This window comes from Microbispora sp. CA-135349 (assembly GCF_050947365.1).
Classification (GTDB): domain Bacteria; phylum Actinomycetota; class Actinomycetes; order Streptosporangiales; family Streptosporangiaceae; genus Microbispora.
Window position 1 is genome coordinate 5,367,501 of the sequence record NZ_CP192001.1, and the last position, 17,601, is coordinate 5,385,101.

Annotated in this window: 16 protein-coding genes (1 of these 16 cut by a window edge); 6 read left to right on the forward strand and 10 right to left on the reverse strand. The window is 70.3% G+C overall.

Going from position 1 to position 17,601, the window contains the following annotated elements; all coding sequences use genetic code 11:
- From tyrS to argC, 9 genes are all read right to left on the reverse strand, one after another.
- Positions 1 to 348 carry the 5' end (the start) of a tyrosine--tRNA ligase gene (gene tyrS / locus ACQPZZ_RS24725; protein ID WP_432934520.1) on the reverse strand. Its footprint begins 918 nt before the window's first position, so only the first 348 of its 1,266 coding nucleotides appear in the window; its start codon is at positions 346 to 348; its stop codon lies beyond the left edge, outside the window.
- A gap of 131 nt (positions 349 to 479) precedes the next feature.
- Positions 480 to 1,163 carry a DNA-3-methyladenine glycosylase gene (locus ACQPZZ_RS24730; RefSeq protein ID WP_432922557.1) on the reverse strand — a complete coding sequence of 228 codons (684 nt, stop codon included), beginning with the start codon at positions 1,161 to 1,163 and terminating at the stop codon, positions 480 to 482.
- Positions 1,145 to 2,557: an argininosuccinate lyase gene (gene argH / locus ACQPZZ_RS24735; protein WP_363640479.1), complete on the reverse strand. Its 1,413-nt coding sequence runs from the start codon at positions 2,555 to 2,557 to the stop codon at positions 1,145 to 1,147. The genes ACQPZZ_RS24730 and argH overlap by 19 nt, the downstream gene beginning before the upstream one ends.
- Positions 2,558 to 3,022: 465 nt before the next feature.
- Positions 3,023 to 3,607 (reverse strand): arginine repressor, encoded by a 585-nt coding sequence (locus ACQPZZ_RS24740; RefSeq protein ID WP_363640445.1) that lies wholly within the window; start codon positions 3,605 to 3,607, stop codon positions 3,023 to 3,025.
- Positions 3,604 to 4,677, reverse strand: a complete 1,074-nt coding sequence (argF, locus tag ACQPZZ_RS24745) for an ornithine carbamoyltransferase (protein ID WP_432922560.1) — start codon at positions 4,675 to 4,677, stop codon at positions 3,604 to 3,606. Before argF ends, ACQPZZ_RS24740 begins: the two co-directional genes overlap by 4 nt.
- A complete protein-coding gene (locus ACQPZZ_RS24750; RefSeq protein WP_432934522.1) occupies positions 4,670 to 5,815 on the reverse strand; it encodes an acetylornithine transaminase in 1,146 nt (381 codons plus the stop codon). The genes argF and ACQPZZ_RS24750 overlap by 8 nt, the downstream gene beginning before the upstream one ends.
- A 41-nt stretch (positions 5,816 to 5,856) precedes the next feature.
- The gene (argB, locus tag ACQPZZ_RS24755; protein WP_432922563.1) at positions 5,857 to 6,810 is read right to left on the reverse strand and encodes an acetylglutamate kinase; all 954 of its coding nucleotides are present in this window, start codon (positions 6,808 to 6,810) and stop codon (positions 5,857 to 5,859) included.
- Positions 6,807 to 7,961, reverse strand: coding sequence for a bifunctional glutamate N-acetyltransferase/amino-acid acetyltransferase ArgJ (argJ, locus tag ACQPZZ_RS24760; RefSeq protein WP_363640439.1), 1,155 nt, complete (start codon positions 7,959 to 7,961; stop codon positions 6,807 to 6,809). Before argJ ends, argB begins: the two co-directional genes overlap by 4 nt.
- Positions 7,962 to 8,060: 99 nt before the next feature.
- Positions 8,061 to 9,083: an N-acetyl-gamma-glutamyl-phosphate reductase gene (gene argC / locus ACQPZZ_RS24765; RefSeq protein ID WP_432922566.1), complete on the reverse strand. Its 1,023-nt coding sequence runs from the start codon at positions 9,081 to 9,083 to the stop codon at positions 8,061 to 8,063.
- A gap of 191 nt (positions 9,084 to 9,274) precedes the next feature.
- Between argC and ACQPZZ_RS24770 the strand changes: the two genes are divergently transcribed.
- Together ACQPZZ_RS24770 and ACQPZZ_RS24775 are read left to right on the forward strand one after the other, a co-directional pair.
- Positions 9,275 to 10,930: a class I adenylate-forming enzyme family protein gene (locus ACQPZZ_RS24770; RefSeq protein WP_432922569.1), complete on the forward strand. Its 1,656-nt coding sequence runs from the start codon at positions 9,275 to 9,277 to the stop codon at positions 10,928 to 10,930.
- 132 nt (positions 10,931 to 11,062) lie between these two features.
- The gene (locus tag ACQPZZ_RS24775) at positions 11,063 to 11,428 is read left to right on the forward strand and encodes a nuclear transport factor 2 family protein (protein WP_432922572.1); all 366 of its coding nucleotides are present in this window, start codon (positions 11,063 to 11,065) and stop codon (positions 11,426 to 11,428) included.
- Between the two features lie 25 nt (positions 11,429 to 11,453).
- On the opposite strand, the gene ACQPZZ_RS24780 is transcribed toward ACQPZZ_RS24775, so the two are convergent.
- Positions 11,454 to 12,719, reverse strand: a complete 1,266-nt coding sequence (locus tag ACQPZZ_RS24780; protein ID WP_432922575.1) for a hypothetical protein — start codon at positions 12,717 to 12,719, stop codon at positions 11,454 to 11,456.
- Positions 12,720 to 12,874: 155 nt separating this feature from the next.
- Between ACQPZZ_RS24780 and ACQPZZ_RS24785 the strand changes: the two genes are divergently transcribed.
- The 4 genes from ACQPZZ_RS24785 (at position 12,875) to ACQPZZ_RS24800 (ending at position 17,547) form a co-directional block, all read left to right on the forward strand.
- A complete protein-coding gene (locus ACQPZZ_RS24785) occupies positions 12,875 to 14,173 on the forward strand; it encodes an MFS transporter (RefSeq protein WP_432922578.1) in 1,299 nt (432 codons plus the stop codon).
- Between the two features lie 208 nt (positions 14,174 to 14,381).
- A complete protein-coding gene (locus ACQPZZ_RS24790) occupies positions 14,382 to 15,473 on the forward strand; it encodes a polysaccharide deacetylase family protein (RefSeq protein WP_432922581.1) in 1,092 nt (363 codons plus the stop codon).
- Between the two features lie 279 nt (positions 15,474 to 15,752).
- On the forward strand, positions 15,753 to 16,790 hold the full coding sequence (locus tag ACQPZZ_RS24795; protein WP_432922584.1) for a polysaccharide deacetylase family protein: 1,038 nt from the start codon (positions 15,753 to 15,755) through the stop codon (positions 16,788 to 16,790).
- A 250-nt stretch (positions 16,791 to 17,040) separates the two neighbouring features.
- Positions 17,041 to 17,547: a Uma2 family endonuclease gene (locus ACQPZZ_RS24800; RefSeq protein WP_432934524.1), complete on the forward strand. Its 507-nt coding sequence runs from the start codon at positions 17,041 to 17,043 to the stop codon at positions 17,545 to 17,547.
- The last annotated feature ends 54 nt before the right edge of the window (positions 17,548 to 17,601 follow it).

Sequence of the window (17,601 nt, forward strand, 5' to 3'; positions counted from 1 at the left end):
CGGCCCCTCCTCGAACGACAGGAACTTCTCGACCTGCACGCGAATCCGCGACAGCCATTCGGCGACGATGTCGCTGGAGTTCAGTGCCCGCTCGGTGCTGCGGCCGCTCGGGTCGCCGATCAGACCGGTGGCGCCTCCGACCAGGCCGATGGGCCGGTGACCCGCCCGCTGAAAGCGGGTCAGGATCAGCAGCGTGGCCAGATTGCCCATGTGTAGTGAGGGTGCGGTCGGGTCGAAGCCCGCATACACGGTGATCGGACCGTCGACCAGCGCCTTGCGCAGCGCGTCGATGTCGGTCGTCTGCGCGATCACGTCGCGCCACTCGAGCTCGTCGAGGATGTCAGCCATCTGCGACGTCGGCACGAGGTTGCCTGAAGTTGCGGTCACGGTCGTGGCTTTCGCTTATCGATGGTGGATGTACGGGCTTCCGTACAAGCGTGCCTGATCACGGAACCTTATCGCCACTTCATACCTGCCCGTCAGCTCGTGGCGCGACCTCGGCGCCGCGGGACGTGGGCACGGTACGGCGAGACGGTGGGGTCGCCGTCGATCCAGAATCTCCACGGCGTCTCGGAACCCGCCGAGACGCCGGTGCGGGGGCCCGTCCTGACCTGGCCGGACTGCGCGGGCCGGCCCTCGTGCACCTGGATGGGGCCGCCCGCACAGCAGTCCGTCCCGTTGTGCTCCCGGAGCAGGCCGAGCGCCACCGTGAGCCTGGCCGGCCCGCGCGCGAGGTCGCGATCCGGGACGCGCCGCACCAACCCTTCCAGGTCCGGGCCGTCGGCGTGCGGCATGCGGCGGATGCGCGCGGTGTGCACACCCGCGATCACCTCGCCGGCGCGTAACAGGACGGCCGAGCCGGTGCCCGCCGGCATGCACACGAGGTTCGCGCAGTAGTGCATGCCGTACGTGAAGTAGACGTAGAGGTGTCCGGGCGGCCCGAACATGACCGAGTTGCGCGGCGTGCGTCCCCGGTAGGTGTGGGAGGCCGGGTCCTGCCCCGGCCCGCCGTACGCCTCGACCTCGCTCAGCCGCACCGCCACCGACCCGTGCACGACCACGCGGCCGAGCAGGTCGGGCGCGACCACGTCCGAAGGGCGGTCGAAGAAGTCGCGGCCGAGCGGAGCGCCCGCGACGTCCTCGATCAGCTCTCGTTCGCCCATGCCGCCTGACCGTCGACGATCTCCCGGAGATTCGCGATCTGGTCGCGGACCCGGTCGGGCGCGGTGCCGCCGAAGGCGCTGCGGGCGGCCAGCGCGCCGTGCACGTTCAGCACGTCGCGGACACTCGCACCGGTCTCGTCGACGGCGAAGTGCGGCGAAACCTTGCCCAGCTCGTCGTCGGTGAGCTCGCCGAGGTCCTTGTCGTTCACCTGGCACCACACCACGAGGTGACCGACGGCCTCGTGCGCATCGCGGAACGGAACCCCGCGGCGGACCAGCAGTTCCGCGAGGTCGGTCGCCAGAGCGAAGCCGTCGGGCGCGCTGGCCTCCAGCTTGGCCTTGTTCACCCGCATCGTGGAGACCATGCCGGACACCGCGGGGAGCACCAGAAGCAGGGTGTCGACCGCGTCGAACACCGGCTCCTTGTCCTCCTGCAGGTCTCGGTTGTAGGTGAGAGGCAGACCCTTGAGAGTCGTCAGCAGCGACATCAGCGAACCGATCAGCCGGCCGCTCTTGCCCCTGGCCAGCTCGGCGACGTCGGGGTTCTTCTTCTGCGGCATGATCGACGAGCCGGTGGAGTAGGCATCGTCCACCTCGATCCACCGGAACTCCTGCGACGCCCACAGCACGATCTCCTCGCCGAGACGGGAGATGTGCACACCGATCAGCGCCGCGCAGAACAGGAACTCGGCCGCGAAGTCGCGGTCGGCGACCGCGTCCATCGAGTTCGGCGCGGGCGCGTCGAACCCGAGTTCGGCGGCGACGGCCGCGGGGTCGAGCGGTAGGGAGGACCCGGCCAGCGCGCCCGAACCGAGCGGCGAGATCGCCGCGCGCCTGTCCCAGTCGCGGAGGCGGTCCACATCCCTGGTGAGCGCGTGAACGTGGGCGAGAAGCTGGTGGCCGAACGACACGGGCTGGGCGTGCTGCAGGTGCGTCATGCCGGGGGCGGCGACGTCGGCGTTCTCCTCGGCCTGGCTGATCAGCGCCGTCTCCAGCTCGGCAAGCCGGGAAACGATCGTGCGAACGTGGTCACGCAGGTAGAGGCGCAGGTCGGTGGCGATCTGGTCGTTGCGGCTACGCCCGGCCCGGAGCTTGCCGCCCAGCGAGCCGAGCCGTTCGAGCAGCCCGCGCTCCAGCGCTGTGTGCACGTCCTCGTCGGCCACGGCGGGACGGAAATCCCCCGTGCGGCACGCCTGGTCGAGGTCGTCGAGCGCGCCCAGCATGCGGTCGAGCTCCTCCTGCGTCAGCAGCCCGGCGCGGTGCAGCACGCGCGCGTGCGCGCGCGAGGCCAGCAGATCGTACGGCGCGAGCCGCCAGTCGAACTGCACGCTCACCGACAGGCGCGTGAGGGCGTCCGCGGGTCCCCCCTCGAACCTGCCACCCCAGAGCCTCATCGGCTTGTTGTCCGCCACCGTCTTCTCCCTCCGATATTCGAATCCCTGCCAAAAGATGACCGCGCGCCGTTCCCGCCCGGGCCGTCGTACGTGGATCCTTGCGCCTTCTCCGGTCTTCGCGTGGCGAACCTCGGCGCGGATCCTTTTGCGGGACTAATCCGCGACCTTAGCCGACGTACGCCCCGGTCCCTGCACCGGAACCGGGGCGTATACCGGGTCGATCAGGCCAGCCGGCCGTGTCCCGCGGACGCGATTTCGTTCTGATCGATCGAGAGCGGCGGCCTCGTGCCGACGTCCGATCAGCGGACCCTCTTTCTGAGCGAAGGCGACGGCCCCGTCACTGGTCCGGACGTGGTCATGGGCCTACGCGGTGAGGCCGGTGTGAGGGCGGCCGGGCCGGCCTCACGCCGCACCTGGTCGCCGCCCGCGCCGATGGCCGCCAGCGCGGGCGAGCCGCCCTGCCCGTCACTGCGCCTGCTCCTCCTCGCCGTGGTCATGGACCTCCGCCGGGAGTTTGTGCCTGGTCACGTCGGGCGGGCGGCGAGTGGCGAGGTTGAGCATGGTCTCCGCCAGCGCCTGCCCCCCGATGGGGTCACGGCTTATCACGAGGATCGTGTCGTCACCGGCCACCGTGCCGAGGATCGACTCCCAGCCCGCGTGGTCGATGGCCGAGGCGAGGAACTGCGCCGCTCCGGGAGGCGTGCGAAGGATCACCAGGTTGGCCGACGCCTCGGCCGACACCAGGAGCTCCTCCGCGATCCTCCGCAGCCGCGCGTCCGGGTTCTCCTGCAGGCCGTTCGCGGCACCGGTCCGGTAGAGGGGTATCCGTCCCCCGCCCTCACCGGGAAGCGCGTAGACCAGCGTGCCGTCGTCGGCCCGCAGCTTCAGCGCGCCCAGCTCGTCGAGATCGCGGGAGAGCGTGGCCTGGGTGACCTCCACTCCCTGCTCCGCCAGAAGCTTGGCCAGCTCTGGCTGCGAGCGGACCTTGTGCCTGGTCAGCAGCTCCACGATCCGGGCGTGCCGGGCCGCCTTGGTCAGCGGGATGGTCAAGACCCCTCCGAACCCCGCGTCGCCAGCCAGTGCAGCAATGCCTTCTGGGCGTGCAGACGGTTCTCCGCCTGGTCCCACACCACGCTCTGCGGTCCGTCGATGACGTCCGCGGCGATCTCCATGTCCCGGTACGCCGGGAGGCAGTGCAGCACGATCGCGTCCGGGTCGGCCAGACCGAGCAGAGCCGCGGTGACCGCGTAGGAGGCGAAGGCGGCGACCCGTTCCTCCTTGCCGTCCTGGCCCATCGACACCCAGGTGTCCGTCGCCACGACGTGCGCCCCGGCCACCGCGGCCTCCGGGTCACTCACCACCGCGACCGACCCGCCGGTGGCCGCCGCGATCTCACCCGCCCGCTGCACGACCAGCGGGTCGGGCAGATACCCGGCGGGCGCCCCGATCCGGACGTGCATGCCCGCCGTGGCCCCGCCCAGCAGGTATGAGTGGGCCATGTTGTTGGCCCCGTCGCCGAGATAGGCGAGCGTGAGCCCCTGGGGCGACCCCTTGTGCTCGCGGATCGTCTGCAGGTCGGCGAGGATCTGGCAGGGGTGGAACTCGTCGGTCAGCGCGTTCACGACCGGCACCGACGAGCAGGCGGCCATGGCCTCGATGCGCTCCTGGCCCGCCGTCCGCCACACGATCGCCGCGACCTGCCGGGACAGCACCCGCGCGGTGTCCTCGATCGGCTCGCCCCGTCCCAGCTGCGAGGTGCCGAGCTCCATGACCAGCGGCTGGCCGCCCAGCTCCGCGACGCCGACGGTGAAGGAGACCCGGGTGCGGGTGGAGGGCTTGTCGAACAGCACGGCGACCGTGCGGGGGCCCTCGAAGGGCCGATAGCCGAACCGGTCCTTCTTCATCGCCTCGGCGAGGTCGAGCACCTGCGCCTGCTCCTCCGGCGACAGGTCGTCGTCTCGCAGGAAGTGTTTCACCCGCGCCGAGTCCGCGCCCTGCTTCACCCGCGCCGAGTCCGCGCCCTGCTTCACCCGCGCCGAGTCCGCGCCCTGCTTCACCCGCGCCGATTCACTGGCCTGGCCCGGGGCGGCGGCGGGGTTCATGAGGTCGTTCTCAGGCATTCGCGGCCTCCAAAATGCCGGGCAGCGCGTCGATGAAGGTCTGCACGTCGGACTCGGTGATCACAAGCGGCGGCGCGAGCCGTACCGCGTCGGGTTGCAGGGCGTTGACCAGGAAACCGGCCTCCTGCGCCGCCGTCTGCACCTGCGCCGACTTGGGCGCGGTGAGCACGGCGGCGAGCCAGAGCCCGCGCCCCCTGACCCCCTTGAGCAGGGGGTGCCGAACGGCGGCGATGCCCTCGGACAGCAGCGCCCCCACTGTGTCGGCGTTGCCGAGCAGTCCGTCACGCTCGATGGTGTTCAGCACGGCGAGAGCCGCCGCGCACGAGATCGGGTTGCCGCCGAAGGTCGAGCCGTGATCGCCCTTGGCGAAGACCTCGCCGGCCTCGCCGAAGCCCACGCAGGCGCCGATGGGCAGGCCGCCGCCGAGACCCTTGGCGAGCGTCAGCACGTCGGGGACGACCCCCTCCGCCTGATGGGCGAACCAGTGGCCGGTGCGGCCGATGGCCGACTGGATCTCGTCGGCGACGAGCAGCGCCCCCGCCGAGGAGCAGATCTCCCTGGCCGTGCGGAAGTAACCGTCGGGCGGCGGGACGACGCCCGCCTCGCCCTGGGTGGGCTCCAGGAAGACCGCGGCGCAGTCCTCGGTCACCGCGTTCTTCAGCGCGTCCGCGTCGCCGTACGGGACGAACCGCACGTCGAGCGGGAACGGCCCGAACTGGTCGCGGATCGAGGGCTTGCCGGTGAGCGACAGCGCGCCCAGCGTGCGGCCGTGGAAGCCGTTCTCCGCCGCCACCATGTAGTGACGGCCGTGCGTCCTGCCGTACTTGATGGCGATCTTGACTGCCGCCTCGTTGGCCTCGGTGCCGGAATTGGCGAGGAAGACCCGCGCGGGCTCCCCGAGCAGGGCGAGCAGTTTCTCGGCGAGCAGCACCTCGGGCTCGTGCAGGAACAGGTTCGAGGTGTGCGCGAGGGTGGTCACCTGCCGGGACACCGCCTCGACCAGGGCCGGGTGGTTGTGCCCGAGCGAGGTCACCGCGATGCCGCCGATGAGGTCGAGGTAGCGGCGCCCGTCCACGTCCCAGACGGCGCAGCCCTCACCGCGGGCGATGGCGACCGGCGGCACGCCGTAGTTGCGCATGAACGCCGCTTCGAAGCGTCCGCGCAGTTCATCGTTGGTGGTCACCTGGCAACCTCTCCGTTCACGGCGCCGTCCGCCGTCGCCCCGGCCGCGTCCCGCATCGTGGGAACGGCGTCGTCGGGCTCGACCATCGTGCCGATGCCCTCGTCGGTGAAGACCTCCAGCAGAAGCGCGTGAGGCACCCGCCCGTCCAGCACGTGCGCCTGCGGGACCCCGCCGCGCACGGCCGCCAGGCACGCCTCCATCTTCGGCACCATGCCACTGGACAGCGAGGGCAGCAACGCCGCGAGGTCCGAGGCCCCGATGCGGCTGACGACCTCCTCGCTGTCGGGCCAGTCGGCGTACAGCCCCTCGACGTCGGTGAGGACGATGAGCTTCGACGCCTGGAGCGCCACGGCGAGAGCGGCGGCGGCGGTGTCGGCGTTGACGTTGTAGATTCCGCCGTCCTCGCCGCGAGCCACGGACGACACCACCGGGATGCGCCCGTCCTCCAGCAGGGCCCGTACGGCTCCGGCCTCGACCCGGACGATCTCTCCCACCTGGCCGATGTCGACCTTCACGCCGTCCACGACGACGTGCTTGCGCTCGGCGGTGAACAGGTGGGCGTCCTCGCCTGACATGCCGACCGCGAACGGCCCGTGCCCGTTGATCAGCCCGACCACGTCGCGGTTGACCTGGCCGACCAGCACCATCCGGACGACCTGCATCGCCTCGGGGGTGGTCACCCGCAGCCCGGACACGAAGTGAGAGTCGATCCCGAGCAGGTCGAGGTGCGACTGGATCTGCGGGCCGCCGCCGTGCACGATCACGGGCCGCAGGCCGGCATAGCGCAGGAACACCACGTCGGCCGCGAACTTGGCCCGCAGATGCTCTTCTGTCATCGCGTTGCCGCCGTACTTGATGACGACGGTCGCGCCGTGGAAGCGCGCCAGCCAGGGCAGCGCCTCGATCAGGGTGTGCGCCTTGTCCAGGGCGCCGTTACGCCTGACGCTCATGACGAGTACGCCGAGTTCTCGTGCACGTACGCCGCCGTGAGGTCGGTGGTGTGCACGGTCGCGGTGTGCGGGCCGGCGGACAGGTCGACGGTGATGGTCACGTCGCGGGGGCGCAGGTCGACCTTGGCGCGGTCGTCCCCCGCCGCACCGCCGCGGCAGATCCAGATGCCGTTGACCGCGACGTTGACCCGCTCGGCCTCGAACACGGCGTCGGTCGTGCCGACGGCGCTGACCACCCGGCCCCAGTTCGGGTCCTCGCCGTGGATCGCGCACTTGAGCAGGTTGGATCGGGCCACCGCACGGCCTACCGCCACCGCGTCCTCTTCCGAAGCCGCGCCGACGACCTCGATGGCGATCGCCTTCGAAGCTCCCTCGGCGTCGACCAGCAGCTGCCGGGACAGATCGGCGCAGACGGCGGTGACGACCTTCTCGAACTCGGCGAGGTCGGGCCGCACGCCCGACGCGCCGCTCGCGAGCAGCAGCACGGTGTCGTTGGTCGACATGCAGCCGTCGGTGTCGAGCCGGTCGAACGTCACGGAGGTCGCTCTGCGCAGCACCGTGTCGAGCTCCTCGGACGTGAGGTCGGCGTCGGTGGTCAGCACGCACAGCATCGTGGCGAGAGCGGGCGCGAGCATGCCGGCCCCCTTGGCCATGCCGCCCACCATGTAGCCGTTCTCGCCGCGGCGGAAGGAGATCTTGCTGACGGTGTCGGTGGTCCGGATCGCGTCGGCCGCCGCCAGCCCGCCGTCGCGGCTGAGCTGGGCGGCCGCGGTCCCCACGCCTCCAAGCAGTGCGTCGATCGGCAGTCGTTCTCCGATCAGGCCGGTGGAGCAGACCGCGATCTCCGCCGCGGAGTCGTCCAGGACCTCCGCCACCTTCTCGGCGGTGGCGTGGGTGTCCTGGAAACCCAGGGGGCCGGTGCAGGCGTTGGCGCCGCCGGAGTTGAGGACGACGGCCCTGACCCGGCCGCCGCTGAGGACCTGGGCCGACCACAGGACCGGCGCGGCCTTGAACCGGTTGCGGGTGAAGACACCGGCCGCGGCACGCGAAGGTCCGTCGTTGACGACCAGGGCGAGGTCGCGGGCGTCGCCGCTCTTGATCCCCGCGGCGACGCCGGCGGCGCGGAATCCCAGGGGTGCGGTGACGCTCATGCCGCCCCCTCGCCTGACGGCTCGGGGTCGCATTGGCGAATCGCGCGCTGATTGTCGATGCGCTCGCTCATGCCTGCTCCTCAAGAAGGAAGATCTTGCTCACGGGGCGACTCCATTGGTGGGAAGGCCGGCTTCTTCCGGAAGGCCGAGAGCGAGGTTGGCGCTCTGGATCGCGCCCCCCGCGGTGCCCTTGGTGAGGTTGTCGATGGCGATGACGGCGACGATTCGCCCGGCCCGCTCGTCGACGGTGACCTGCAGGACCGCCGTGTTGGCCCCGACCGTCATCGCGGTCGCCGGCCAGACGCCCTCGGGCAACAGGTGGAGGAACGGCTCGTCCTTCACCGCCGTCTCGTACGCCTCGCGGACCGCGGCGGGGGTGACTCCGGAGGCGGCGGGAGCCGTGCACGTGGCGAGGATGCCGCGGCTCATCGGTGCGAGGGTCGGGGTGAACGACACCCGGACCGGCCGTCCGGCGACCGCCGACAGGTTCTGCTCCATCTCCGGGGTATGCCGGTGCACCCCACCCACGCCGTAAGCGCTGACCGAGCCCATGACCTCGCTGCCGAGCAGGTGGGCCTTGGGTGCCCGGCCGGCTCCTGAGGCGCCGCTCGCGGCGACGACCACGACGTCGGGCTCGGCCAGCCCGGCGGCGAAGGCGGGGAGCAAGGCCAGGGTGGCGGCCGTCGGATAACAGCCGGGGACGGCGATGCGCCGTGCGCCGCGCAGGACCTCGCGCTGACCGGGCAGCTCGGGCAGGCCGTAGGGCCAGGTGCCGGCATGGACGCCGCCGTAGAATGCCGTCCACTCCTGCGCGCTGGTCAGACGGAAGTCGGCACCGCAGTCGACGACCAGCGCGCCGTCGCCGAGTTCGGCGGCGACCGCGGCCGACTGGCCGTGCGGGAGTGCGAGGAAGACGACGTCGTGACCGGCGAGCACGTCGGGGGTGGTCTGCTCGATCACCCGGTCGGCCAGCGCCGGCAGGTGGGGTTGGTGGGCGCCGAGCCTCGTGCCGGCGCTGGACGCCGCGGTCAGTGCGCCGATCTCGACGTTAGGATGGCCGAGCAGCAGGCGGAGCAGCTCGCCTCCCGCATAGCCGCTGGCTCCGGCGATCGCCGCCCTCATCCGCGCCCCCGATCTCCCGCGATCACTGCATGGTCATGCAGCAGACCTCATGTTCTTGCTGGTGTAGAGAGTATGCATCGCAAAGCATGAGCATGCAAGCAGCGTTCCGAGGAGTGGACATCTAGCCGACGTACCTACCGGTCGGTATCGTGAAACTTCCGGTTAACGAGCAATTCCGGGAGTGCGCCAGCATGACGATCACGAACGAACAGGTCCAGGCCCAGCTCACGGCGCCCGGGCAGCTCTTCGAGATGGACGAGGTCGAGGTCGGCGGTCACAAGATCCGGATGTGGAAGCATGCTCCGGCGACCTTCCGGGCCCTACTGGAGATCACCCGGTTCCACGGGGACAAGGTGTTCGTCGTCTACGAGGACGAGCGGATCACGTACGAGGAGCACTTCCGGCTGGCGGCGACGCTCGCCAACCGCCTCGTGGACGACTACGGCGTGCGCAAGGGCGACCGCGTCGTCGTGGCCATGCGCAACTATCCCGAGTGGGTCGTCTCCTTCTCCGCCGTGCTCGCCGCCGGCGCGGTGGCCGTGCCGCTCAACGCCTGGTGGACCGAGCAGGAGCTGGAGTACGGCCTGAGCGACTCGGGCGCGAAGGTCGTGATCGCCGACGGCGAGCGCGCCGCCCGGATGGCCGGCAGCGGGCTGCCGATGATCGTCACCCGCGGTGAAGGGGCCAACTGGGCCGAGGTCCTCGGCGAGGTCCGGGCCGACGTGACGCTGCCGCAGGTCGACTTGGGCGCCGACGACCCCGCCACGATCTTCTACACCTCCGGCACCACCGGCAGGTCCAAGGGCGCCCTCGGCAGTCACCGCAATCTCGGCCAGGCGCCGATGACCGTCGCGTACGCGATGATGCGCACCGTGGCGATGGCCGGCAGGGACGTGGCCGCGGCGGCCGGCAAGCGCAGGATCACCCTGCTCACCGTGCCTCTCTTCCACGTCACCGGATGCTTCGCCGTACTGATGACCACGATGTTCAGCGGTGGCGGGCTCGTGCTGATGTACAGGTGGGACCCCAAGCGGGCCCTGGAGCTCATCGAGCGTGAGAAGGTCACGGTGATGAGCGGTGTGCCGACCAACGCCTGGCAGCTGCTCTCGCACCCCGATCTGGACAAGCACGACATCTCCTCGCTCGGCTCGATCTCGTACGGCGGAGCGCCGGCGCCGCCGAAGCTGCTGGAGCGGATCACCGAGACGCTGCCCAACAGGACGCCCGCCAACGGGTACGGCATGACCGAGACGACGGCACTGGCGATCTACAACAGCGGCAGTGACTACCTGGCCAGGCCCGACAGCATCGGGCTGCCGCTCGCCGTCGTGGACGTCAAGGTCTGCGACCCGCTCGGCGCCGAACTGCCCCCCGGCGAGGTCGGCGAGCTGTGCATGCGAGGTCCGATTGTGATCATGGGTTACTGGAACCGCCCGGACGCCACGGCGGAGACCTTCGTGGACGGCTGGCTGCATACGGGCGACCTGGCCCGCATCGACGAGGACGGCTTCGTCTACATCGTCGACCGCGCCAAGGACATGGTCATCAGAGGCGGCGAGAACGTCTACTGCGCCGAGGTCGAGGCCGCCCTGTTCGAGCACCCCGCGGTGGACGACGCGGCCGTGATCGGCATCCCCGACGACGAACTGGGCGAGCAGGTCGGCGCGGTCGTACGGCTCAAGCGGGGCGCCGGCGCGACCGGCGAGGAGCTCCAGGAGTTCCTGCGCGGCCGCATCGCGGCGTTCAAAGTGCCGGTGCGGTTCTGGTTCAGGGAGGCCGAACTGCCGCGCAACCCCGGCGGCAAGGTGCTCAAGACCCACCTGCGCAAGGAGACCCTGGGCCTGTAGCGCCGCGACCGGCGGGACCTGCCCGGAACCGGCGGGCGGGACGCCGGTTACCTTCCACGTAATCGCCGCTCCCCGGGGCTGCGTGACACCGTTCACGTGTCATCACGGAAGACATCCCCGAAGGAGTGGAAGATGACCGACTACACCGCCCTGGCCGAGCGTTACATCGCCGTCTGGAACGAGCGCGACACCGAGGCCAGGGCGAAGGCGGTGGCGGAGCTGTGGACCGAGGACGGCGGCTACACCGACCCGCTGGCCGCCGTCACCGGGCATGACGGGATCGCCGCGGTGATCGCCGGGGCGCAGGAGATGTTCCCCGGTTTCGTGTTCACCCTTGGCGGGCCGGTGGACGGCCACCACGACATCGCGCGCTTCACCTGGCACCTCGGCCCCGAGGGCGCCGCCGAACCCGTCGTGATCGGCTTCGACGTCGTCGCGATCGCCGAGGACGGCCGGATCGGCGCCGTGTACGGCTTCCTCGACAAGGTCCCCGCCTGACCGCCTCTCCCCCGGGAGCCCGTCTTCAGCGGAAACGAGAGCTGGGGACGGGCCCGGCGGAGCGGACACGGTCGCGCGTGCCGTCGGCCGGCCACATCGGAGCGATCCCGGCCACGAACCGGGCGAGCTCCTCGTCGGTGTCGGAGGGCAGTTCGTCGGGCGTGGGGGTGGCGCGCAGGATCTCCGCGGCCAGCTCCTCCGCCTCGCGATCGTCGGCCGGCGACCTGGCCATGTCACCGTCCGGCGTGATGTACATCTTCTCGTCCCAGGGGGCGACGAGCATCTGACAGAGCAGCGTGCTGACGTCGGCGCTGACCTGAGGCGGCTCGGTCCAGCACGTCGCATGCTCGTAGAGAATCTGGCCGGCCGCCCGTTCGTACAGGTCCACGACGAGGTCTCCGACGTTCGCGAGATCGTAGGCGATGACGACCGTGTCGGTCCGGCCGGGAGCGAAAGGCTCGGCGGGCAGCCCCAGGACCTGGGACGCCGCCAGGCCGAGAGCGAGATCGCCCCGCCCGGGCAGCAGGGACACCGTCTTCGGCGTCCGGCCCGCCGCCTCCAGGACGGTGCGCAGCCGGCGCAGGCCGTACAGGCAGGCGCCGAAGTCGTCGTTCAGATAGGCGTACCGGCCGTTCATTCCCTGGTCGACGCCGAACGGTGACAGGGTGGCCAGGACACCGCCGGTCAGTGCGAAGTGCCAGCCCCGCAGGTCACGTGGGCCGAGCCGGCCGAGGGCCCGAGCCTCCCGCGCCCGCGCGAGCATCCCGGACAGACGGCCCCGGGCCGGCAGCCAGAACTCGTCCTCGGGGAAGGGGAGCCCGTCCGCCTCGACGGCGGCGCGGTCCACATCGCCGGACATCAGCGCGTTGTAGGCCAGCAGGTAGCGATCGGGCCACGGAGTCAGGACGGCCTCGTGTTCGCTCAGCACGGACACGGCCTCGCCGTGCCGATACTCGTCCTCGAAAGCGGTGACCAGCTCCCGCAGGATCACCGGCGAACCCGGCTCCCGGCGCAGCGCCGCCCGCAGGGCGGGTACCGCCAGGAAGGAGGCGCCCCGCTCGACGCAGGCGTAGCCGTACGCGTAGAGCGCCCGCGACCCGCCAGGGTCGGCGGACACGGCGGCCGCCGCCTCGGCCAGGTCGGCGAATCCCGTGAGTTCCGCCACCCGCCGGACGAGGGGCGCGGTGTCGGCGACCGCGAGGCGATCGACTGTAGAGCGCAGATGATTCATGAGCCCGGAGACGTCGCCTGCCTCCGCCAGCGCCCACGCCTCCTGAAGATCGCTGTTCATAGGGGGAACCTACTGGCGCCCATGCCGTGGATCACCGCATTTTCGTGGCCGGCTGCACGGGCACGCGGCGGGGTGTCGCCGGGCCGCCGCGGAAAACGGACCGCCGCGGAAAACCGGTTGCCCCAGGCCACCGCGAATCGTTGAGATGGCTCGTCGTGGCCGAGAACGTTGATCGCTCCCTGATGTCCCTCGCCCGGCGGCTGAGGCTGGATGTCAGCCCGCTGCGCGAGTTCCGCGATTTCCGTCTTCTGCTCGGCTCCGGACTGATCACGATGCTCGGCACGGTCATCACGACCGTGGCCGTGCCGTACCAGATGAAGCAGCTCACCGAGTCCTACGTCGCGGTGGGCCTGGTGGGCCTGGCCGAGTTCGTTCCGATGGTGGTGTGCGGCCTGTGGGGTGGCGCGATCGCCGACGCGCGCGACCGGCGCACGATCGTGATACTCAGCGAGGTGGGGTTGTGCCTGTCCTCGGTGCTGCTGCTCGTCAACGCGCTGCTGCCCCGGCCGCAGGTGTGGGTGCTGTACGCCGCCGGGGCGCTGGCCGCCGGACTCGGCAGCGTACGCTCGCCCAGCGAGCAGGCGATGATCAATCGGGTGCTGCCGCTGGACCGGATGCCGGCGGCGTTCGCCCTCCAGGGGCTGGTCCGCAACGCCGCCATGATCGCCGGGCCGGCCGCGGGCGGTCTCATCGTGGCCTCGGTCGGTCCGGCCGTCTCCTACGCCGTCGACGTCGCCTCGTTCCTGCTGTCCCTCGTGCTGCTGGTCAGGGTCGGCGCCGTCCCCCGCGCCGAGGAGCCCACCCCCGCGTCGCTGCGCTCCTTGGTGGAGGGCGTGCGGTACGCCCTGCGACGCCCCGACCTGATGGGCACCTATCTCGTGGACATCGCCGCGATGGCCTTCGCGAGCTCCACCGCGCTGTTTCCCTTCCTGGCCGAGGACCTCGGCGCGTCCAAGGCCGTCGGACTGCTGTACGCCGCCGGCGGCGTGGGCGCGGTGATCGCCTCGCTGACCTCCGGCTGGACGGCCCACGTCCACCGGCATGGGCTCGCCGTCATCGTCTCGGCCACTGTGTGGGGTGTGGCCGTCGCACTCGCGGCGCTGATGCCCGACATGTGGCTGGTTTGCCTGTTCCTCGCCGTCGCCGGGGGCGCCGACATGGTGAGCGGCCTGTTCCGCGGAACCATATGGAACCAGACGATCCCGGATTCCTATCGGGGACGGCTCGCCGGCATCGAACTGCTGTCCTACTCGACCGGGCCGATGCTGGGCGACGCTCGGGCGGGGTTCATGGCCCAGCTCGGCGGCGCCCGCTTCTCCCTGGGACTGGGCGGTCTGTTCTGTGTGGCCGCGGTCGGCCTGATGACGGCCGTGTTGCCCAGGTTCCGCGGTTACGACGCGAGGACCGATGAGCACGCGCTCGCCCTCCGCCCCCCGGAATCCGCGACGGCCTGAAATGTTCATCGGCGTTCCGGCGGTGTGACGCGCTTGACGGCTCACTGCTGTGAAATGTTTCCAAGAATCTTTGACACGTTTCAACGATGCTTCCCAGAATGATGCCCCGGCGACCCCCGGGGGCCGGGCGGCGCCCGCCTCGCACGGTGATGCGCCACCTGGCCTGTCCCTCGATGCCCGATCAGGGCCTCTGACTGGAGGAGCAGACATGGCCGACAGCGCCGTGCCCACCGCAAAACGTCCCGGTCTACGCAAGACACTCGCCACCGCACTCGCGGGCATCGCCACCGCGGCACTGGCGACCGTGGCCGTGTCCGCCGCACCCGCCCACGCCGCCGACTGCAGCGGCGGATACGTCGGCCTCACCTACGACGACGGCCCCAACCCCAGCAACACCACCAACCTGCTCAACACACTCAAAGCCAACGGCCTGCGCGCCACGTTCTTCAACATCGGCCAGAACGCTCAGAACAACCCCTCACTCGTCCGAGCTCAGGTCGACGCCGGCATGTGGGTCGGCAACCACAGCTACACCCACCCCCACCTCACCCAGATGAACAGCTCCCAGATCCAGTCCGAACTCCAGCGCACCCAGCAGGCCATCCAGCAGGCCACCGGATCGGCTCCCAAACTGTTCCGGCCCCCATACGGCGAGACCAACTCCACCCTCAAGTCCGTCGAACAGCAACTCGGCCTCAGAGAGATCATCTGGGACGTCGACTCCCAGGACTGGAACGGCGCCAGCACCGCGCAGATCGTCCAAGCCGCCGGCCGCCTGCAGAACGGCCAGATCATCCTCATGCACGACCAATACGCCACCACCGTCCAGGCGATCTCCCAGATCGCCGCCAACCTCCGCAGCCGCAACATGTGCGCCGGCATGATCTCCCCCACCACCGGCCGCGCCGTCGCCCCCGACGGCGGCAGTCCGGTCTCCCCGTCCCCGTCCCCGTCGAGCCCGCAGTCCCCCAGCCCCAGCCCCAGCCCCACGCTCACGCCCGGAACGGGCGGATGCACCGCGACGATGGAGACCGTGAACGCCTGGGGCGGCGGGTTCCAGTCCAACGTCACGGTGCGCGCGGGCGGTTCGGCGATCAGAGGCTGGACGGTGACCTGGAGCTGGCCCGGCTCCCAGTCCATCAGCCAGTTGTGGGGAGGCCTCCAGTCCGGCTCCGGCTCCTCCGTCAGCGTGCGCAACGATTCCTGGAACGGCAGCCTGGGGGCAAGCGCCTCCACCACCTTCGGCTTCGTCGCCAACGGCACCGCCGCGACCCCGGCCCTGACCTGCAGCGCGTCCTGACGGACACGGCGACGGCAGGTGCTGGACGGCCGTGCGGCGGGGAGGGGCGGCCTCCTCGCCGTACGGCCGTCGCGGCTTCTTGGCATGAAAACTTCATCGAGTGTTTCGGCAGTTCATCGGCAACTCAACCGCTTCAGCCACTGAAATGTTTCTAAGAATCTTTGACATGTTTCAGTGTCGCTCCCCAGAATGATGCCCCGGCGAACCCCCTGGGCCGGGCGGTGCTCCCCTACCGCTGAGCAGCACCGTCCGGCCTTCTCCCTGACTGGAGGAGCAGACATGGCCGACAGCGCCGTGCCCACCGCAAAACGTCCCGGTCTACGCAAGACACTCGCCACCGCACTCGCGGGCATCGCCACCGCGGCACTGGCGACCGTGGCCGTGTCCGCCGCACCCGCCCACGCCGCCGACTGCAGCGGCGGATACGTCGGCCTCACCTACGACGACGGCCCCAACCCCAGCAACACCACCAACCTGCTCAACACACTCAAAGCCAACGGCCTGCGCGCCACCTTCTTCAACATCGGCCAGAACGCTCAGAACAACCCCTCACTCGTCCGAGCTCAGGTCGACGCCGGCATGTGGGTCGGCAACCACAGCTACACCCACCCCCACCTCACGCAGATGAACAGCTCCCAGATCCAATCGGAGCTCCAGCGCACCCAGCAGGCCATCCAGCAGGCCACCGGATCGGCTCCCAAACTGTTCCGGCCCCCATACGGCGAGACCAACTCCACCCTCAAGTCCGTCGAACAGCAGCTCGGCCTCAGAGAGATCATCTGGGACGTCGACTCCCAGGACTGGAACGGCGCCAGCACCGCGCAGATCGTCCAAGCCGCCGGCCGCCTGCAGAACGGCCAGATCATCCTCATGCACGACCAATACGCCACCACCGTCCAGGCGATCTCCCAGATCGCCGCCAACCTCCGCAGCCGCAACATGTGCGCCGGCATGATCTCCCCCACCACCGGCCGCGCCGTCGCCCCCGACGGCGGCAGCGGCGGCCCGACCGGACAGCCGACCGCCTCCCCCACGAACCCCGGCGGTGGCGGTAGCTGCACCGCGACGCTGTCCGCCGGCCAGTCGTGGGGCGACCGCTACAACCTCAACGTCTCGGTCAGCGGCTCCAGCAACTGGACCGTGACCATGAACGTGCCGTCCCCGGCGAAGATCCTCTCCACCTGGAACATCAGCGCCAGCTATCCCAGCTCTCAGGTGCTCACCGCCAAGCCCAACGGCAGCGGCAACAACTGGGGCGTGACCATCCAGCACAACGGCAACTGGACCTGGCCGACGGTCTCCTGCCGGGTCGGCTGACCTCCGCATCGGGGTGCGGCGCTCTTCCGGGAGAGCGCCGCACCTCTTGTCGTCCGCTCGCCCCGTTGCGAACGTACGAGTGTTCCGGAACGGTGCCAGCGGGGAAACACATCGCGAGGCGCTCACGCGTTGCTACGGTGGGCGCATGACGGCAGAGGCATGGAGCGAAGCGCCATTGAGTGACACGCACGGTCTCCCGAGCTGGATCTTCCCTCCGGCGGAGGGCTTCACGGCGGCCGATCTCGATCACATGCCGCAACTTCCTGCGCACACAGAGTTGATTGATGGAAGCTTGGTCTTCGTGAGCCCCCAAGCCTCCTTTCACAGCCTCATGCTGTTCCTCCTCGAGCGGGACCTGCGCCGGTTCTGCCCCGCCCACCTGCGCGTGCGCCGTGAGATGAGCGTCGTCCTCGGGCTTCGCCAAAGGCCCGAGCCCGATCTGGTGATCCTTCGCGCCGAGGCGGTGCAGGGGCCGAGTGAGACCTCGTACGAGGCGGGCGATGTGCTCCTGGTCGTCGAGGTCGTCTCGCCGGACTCGGAGGAGCGGGACCGCAAGCGCAAGCCGCAGCTCTATGCAGAGGCGGGGATCGCGCACTTCTGGCGAATCGAGAACCAGGCCGGGCGGCCCACGGTCTACGTGTACGAACTCGACCCGGCCACCACGGCATACGCGCTGACCGGGATCCACCACGACCGGCTCAAGCTGGCGGTGCCCTTCGACGTGGACATCGACCTCACCGAGATCGACGCTCTCTGAACTCCGTCCACGACGGGCCGGGCGCTCCCCGGCAGCCGAGTCGTCGTACGGCCG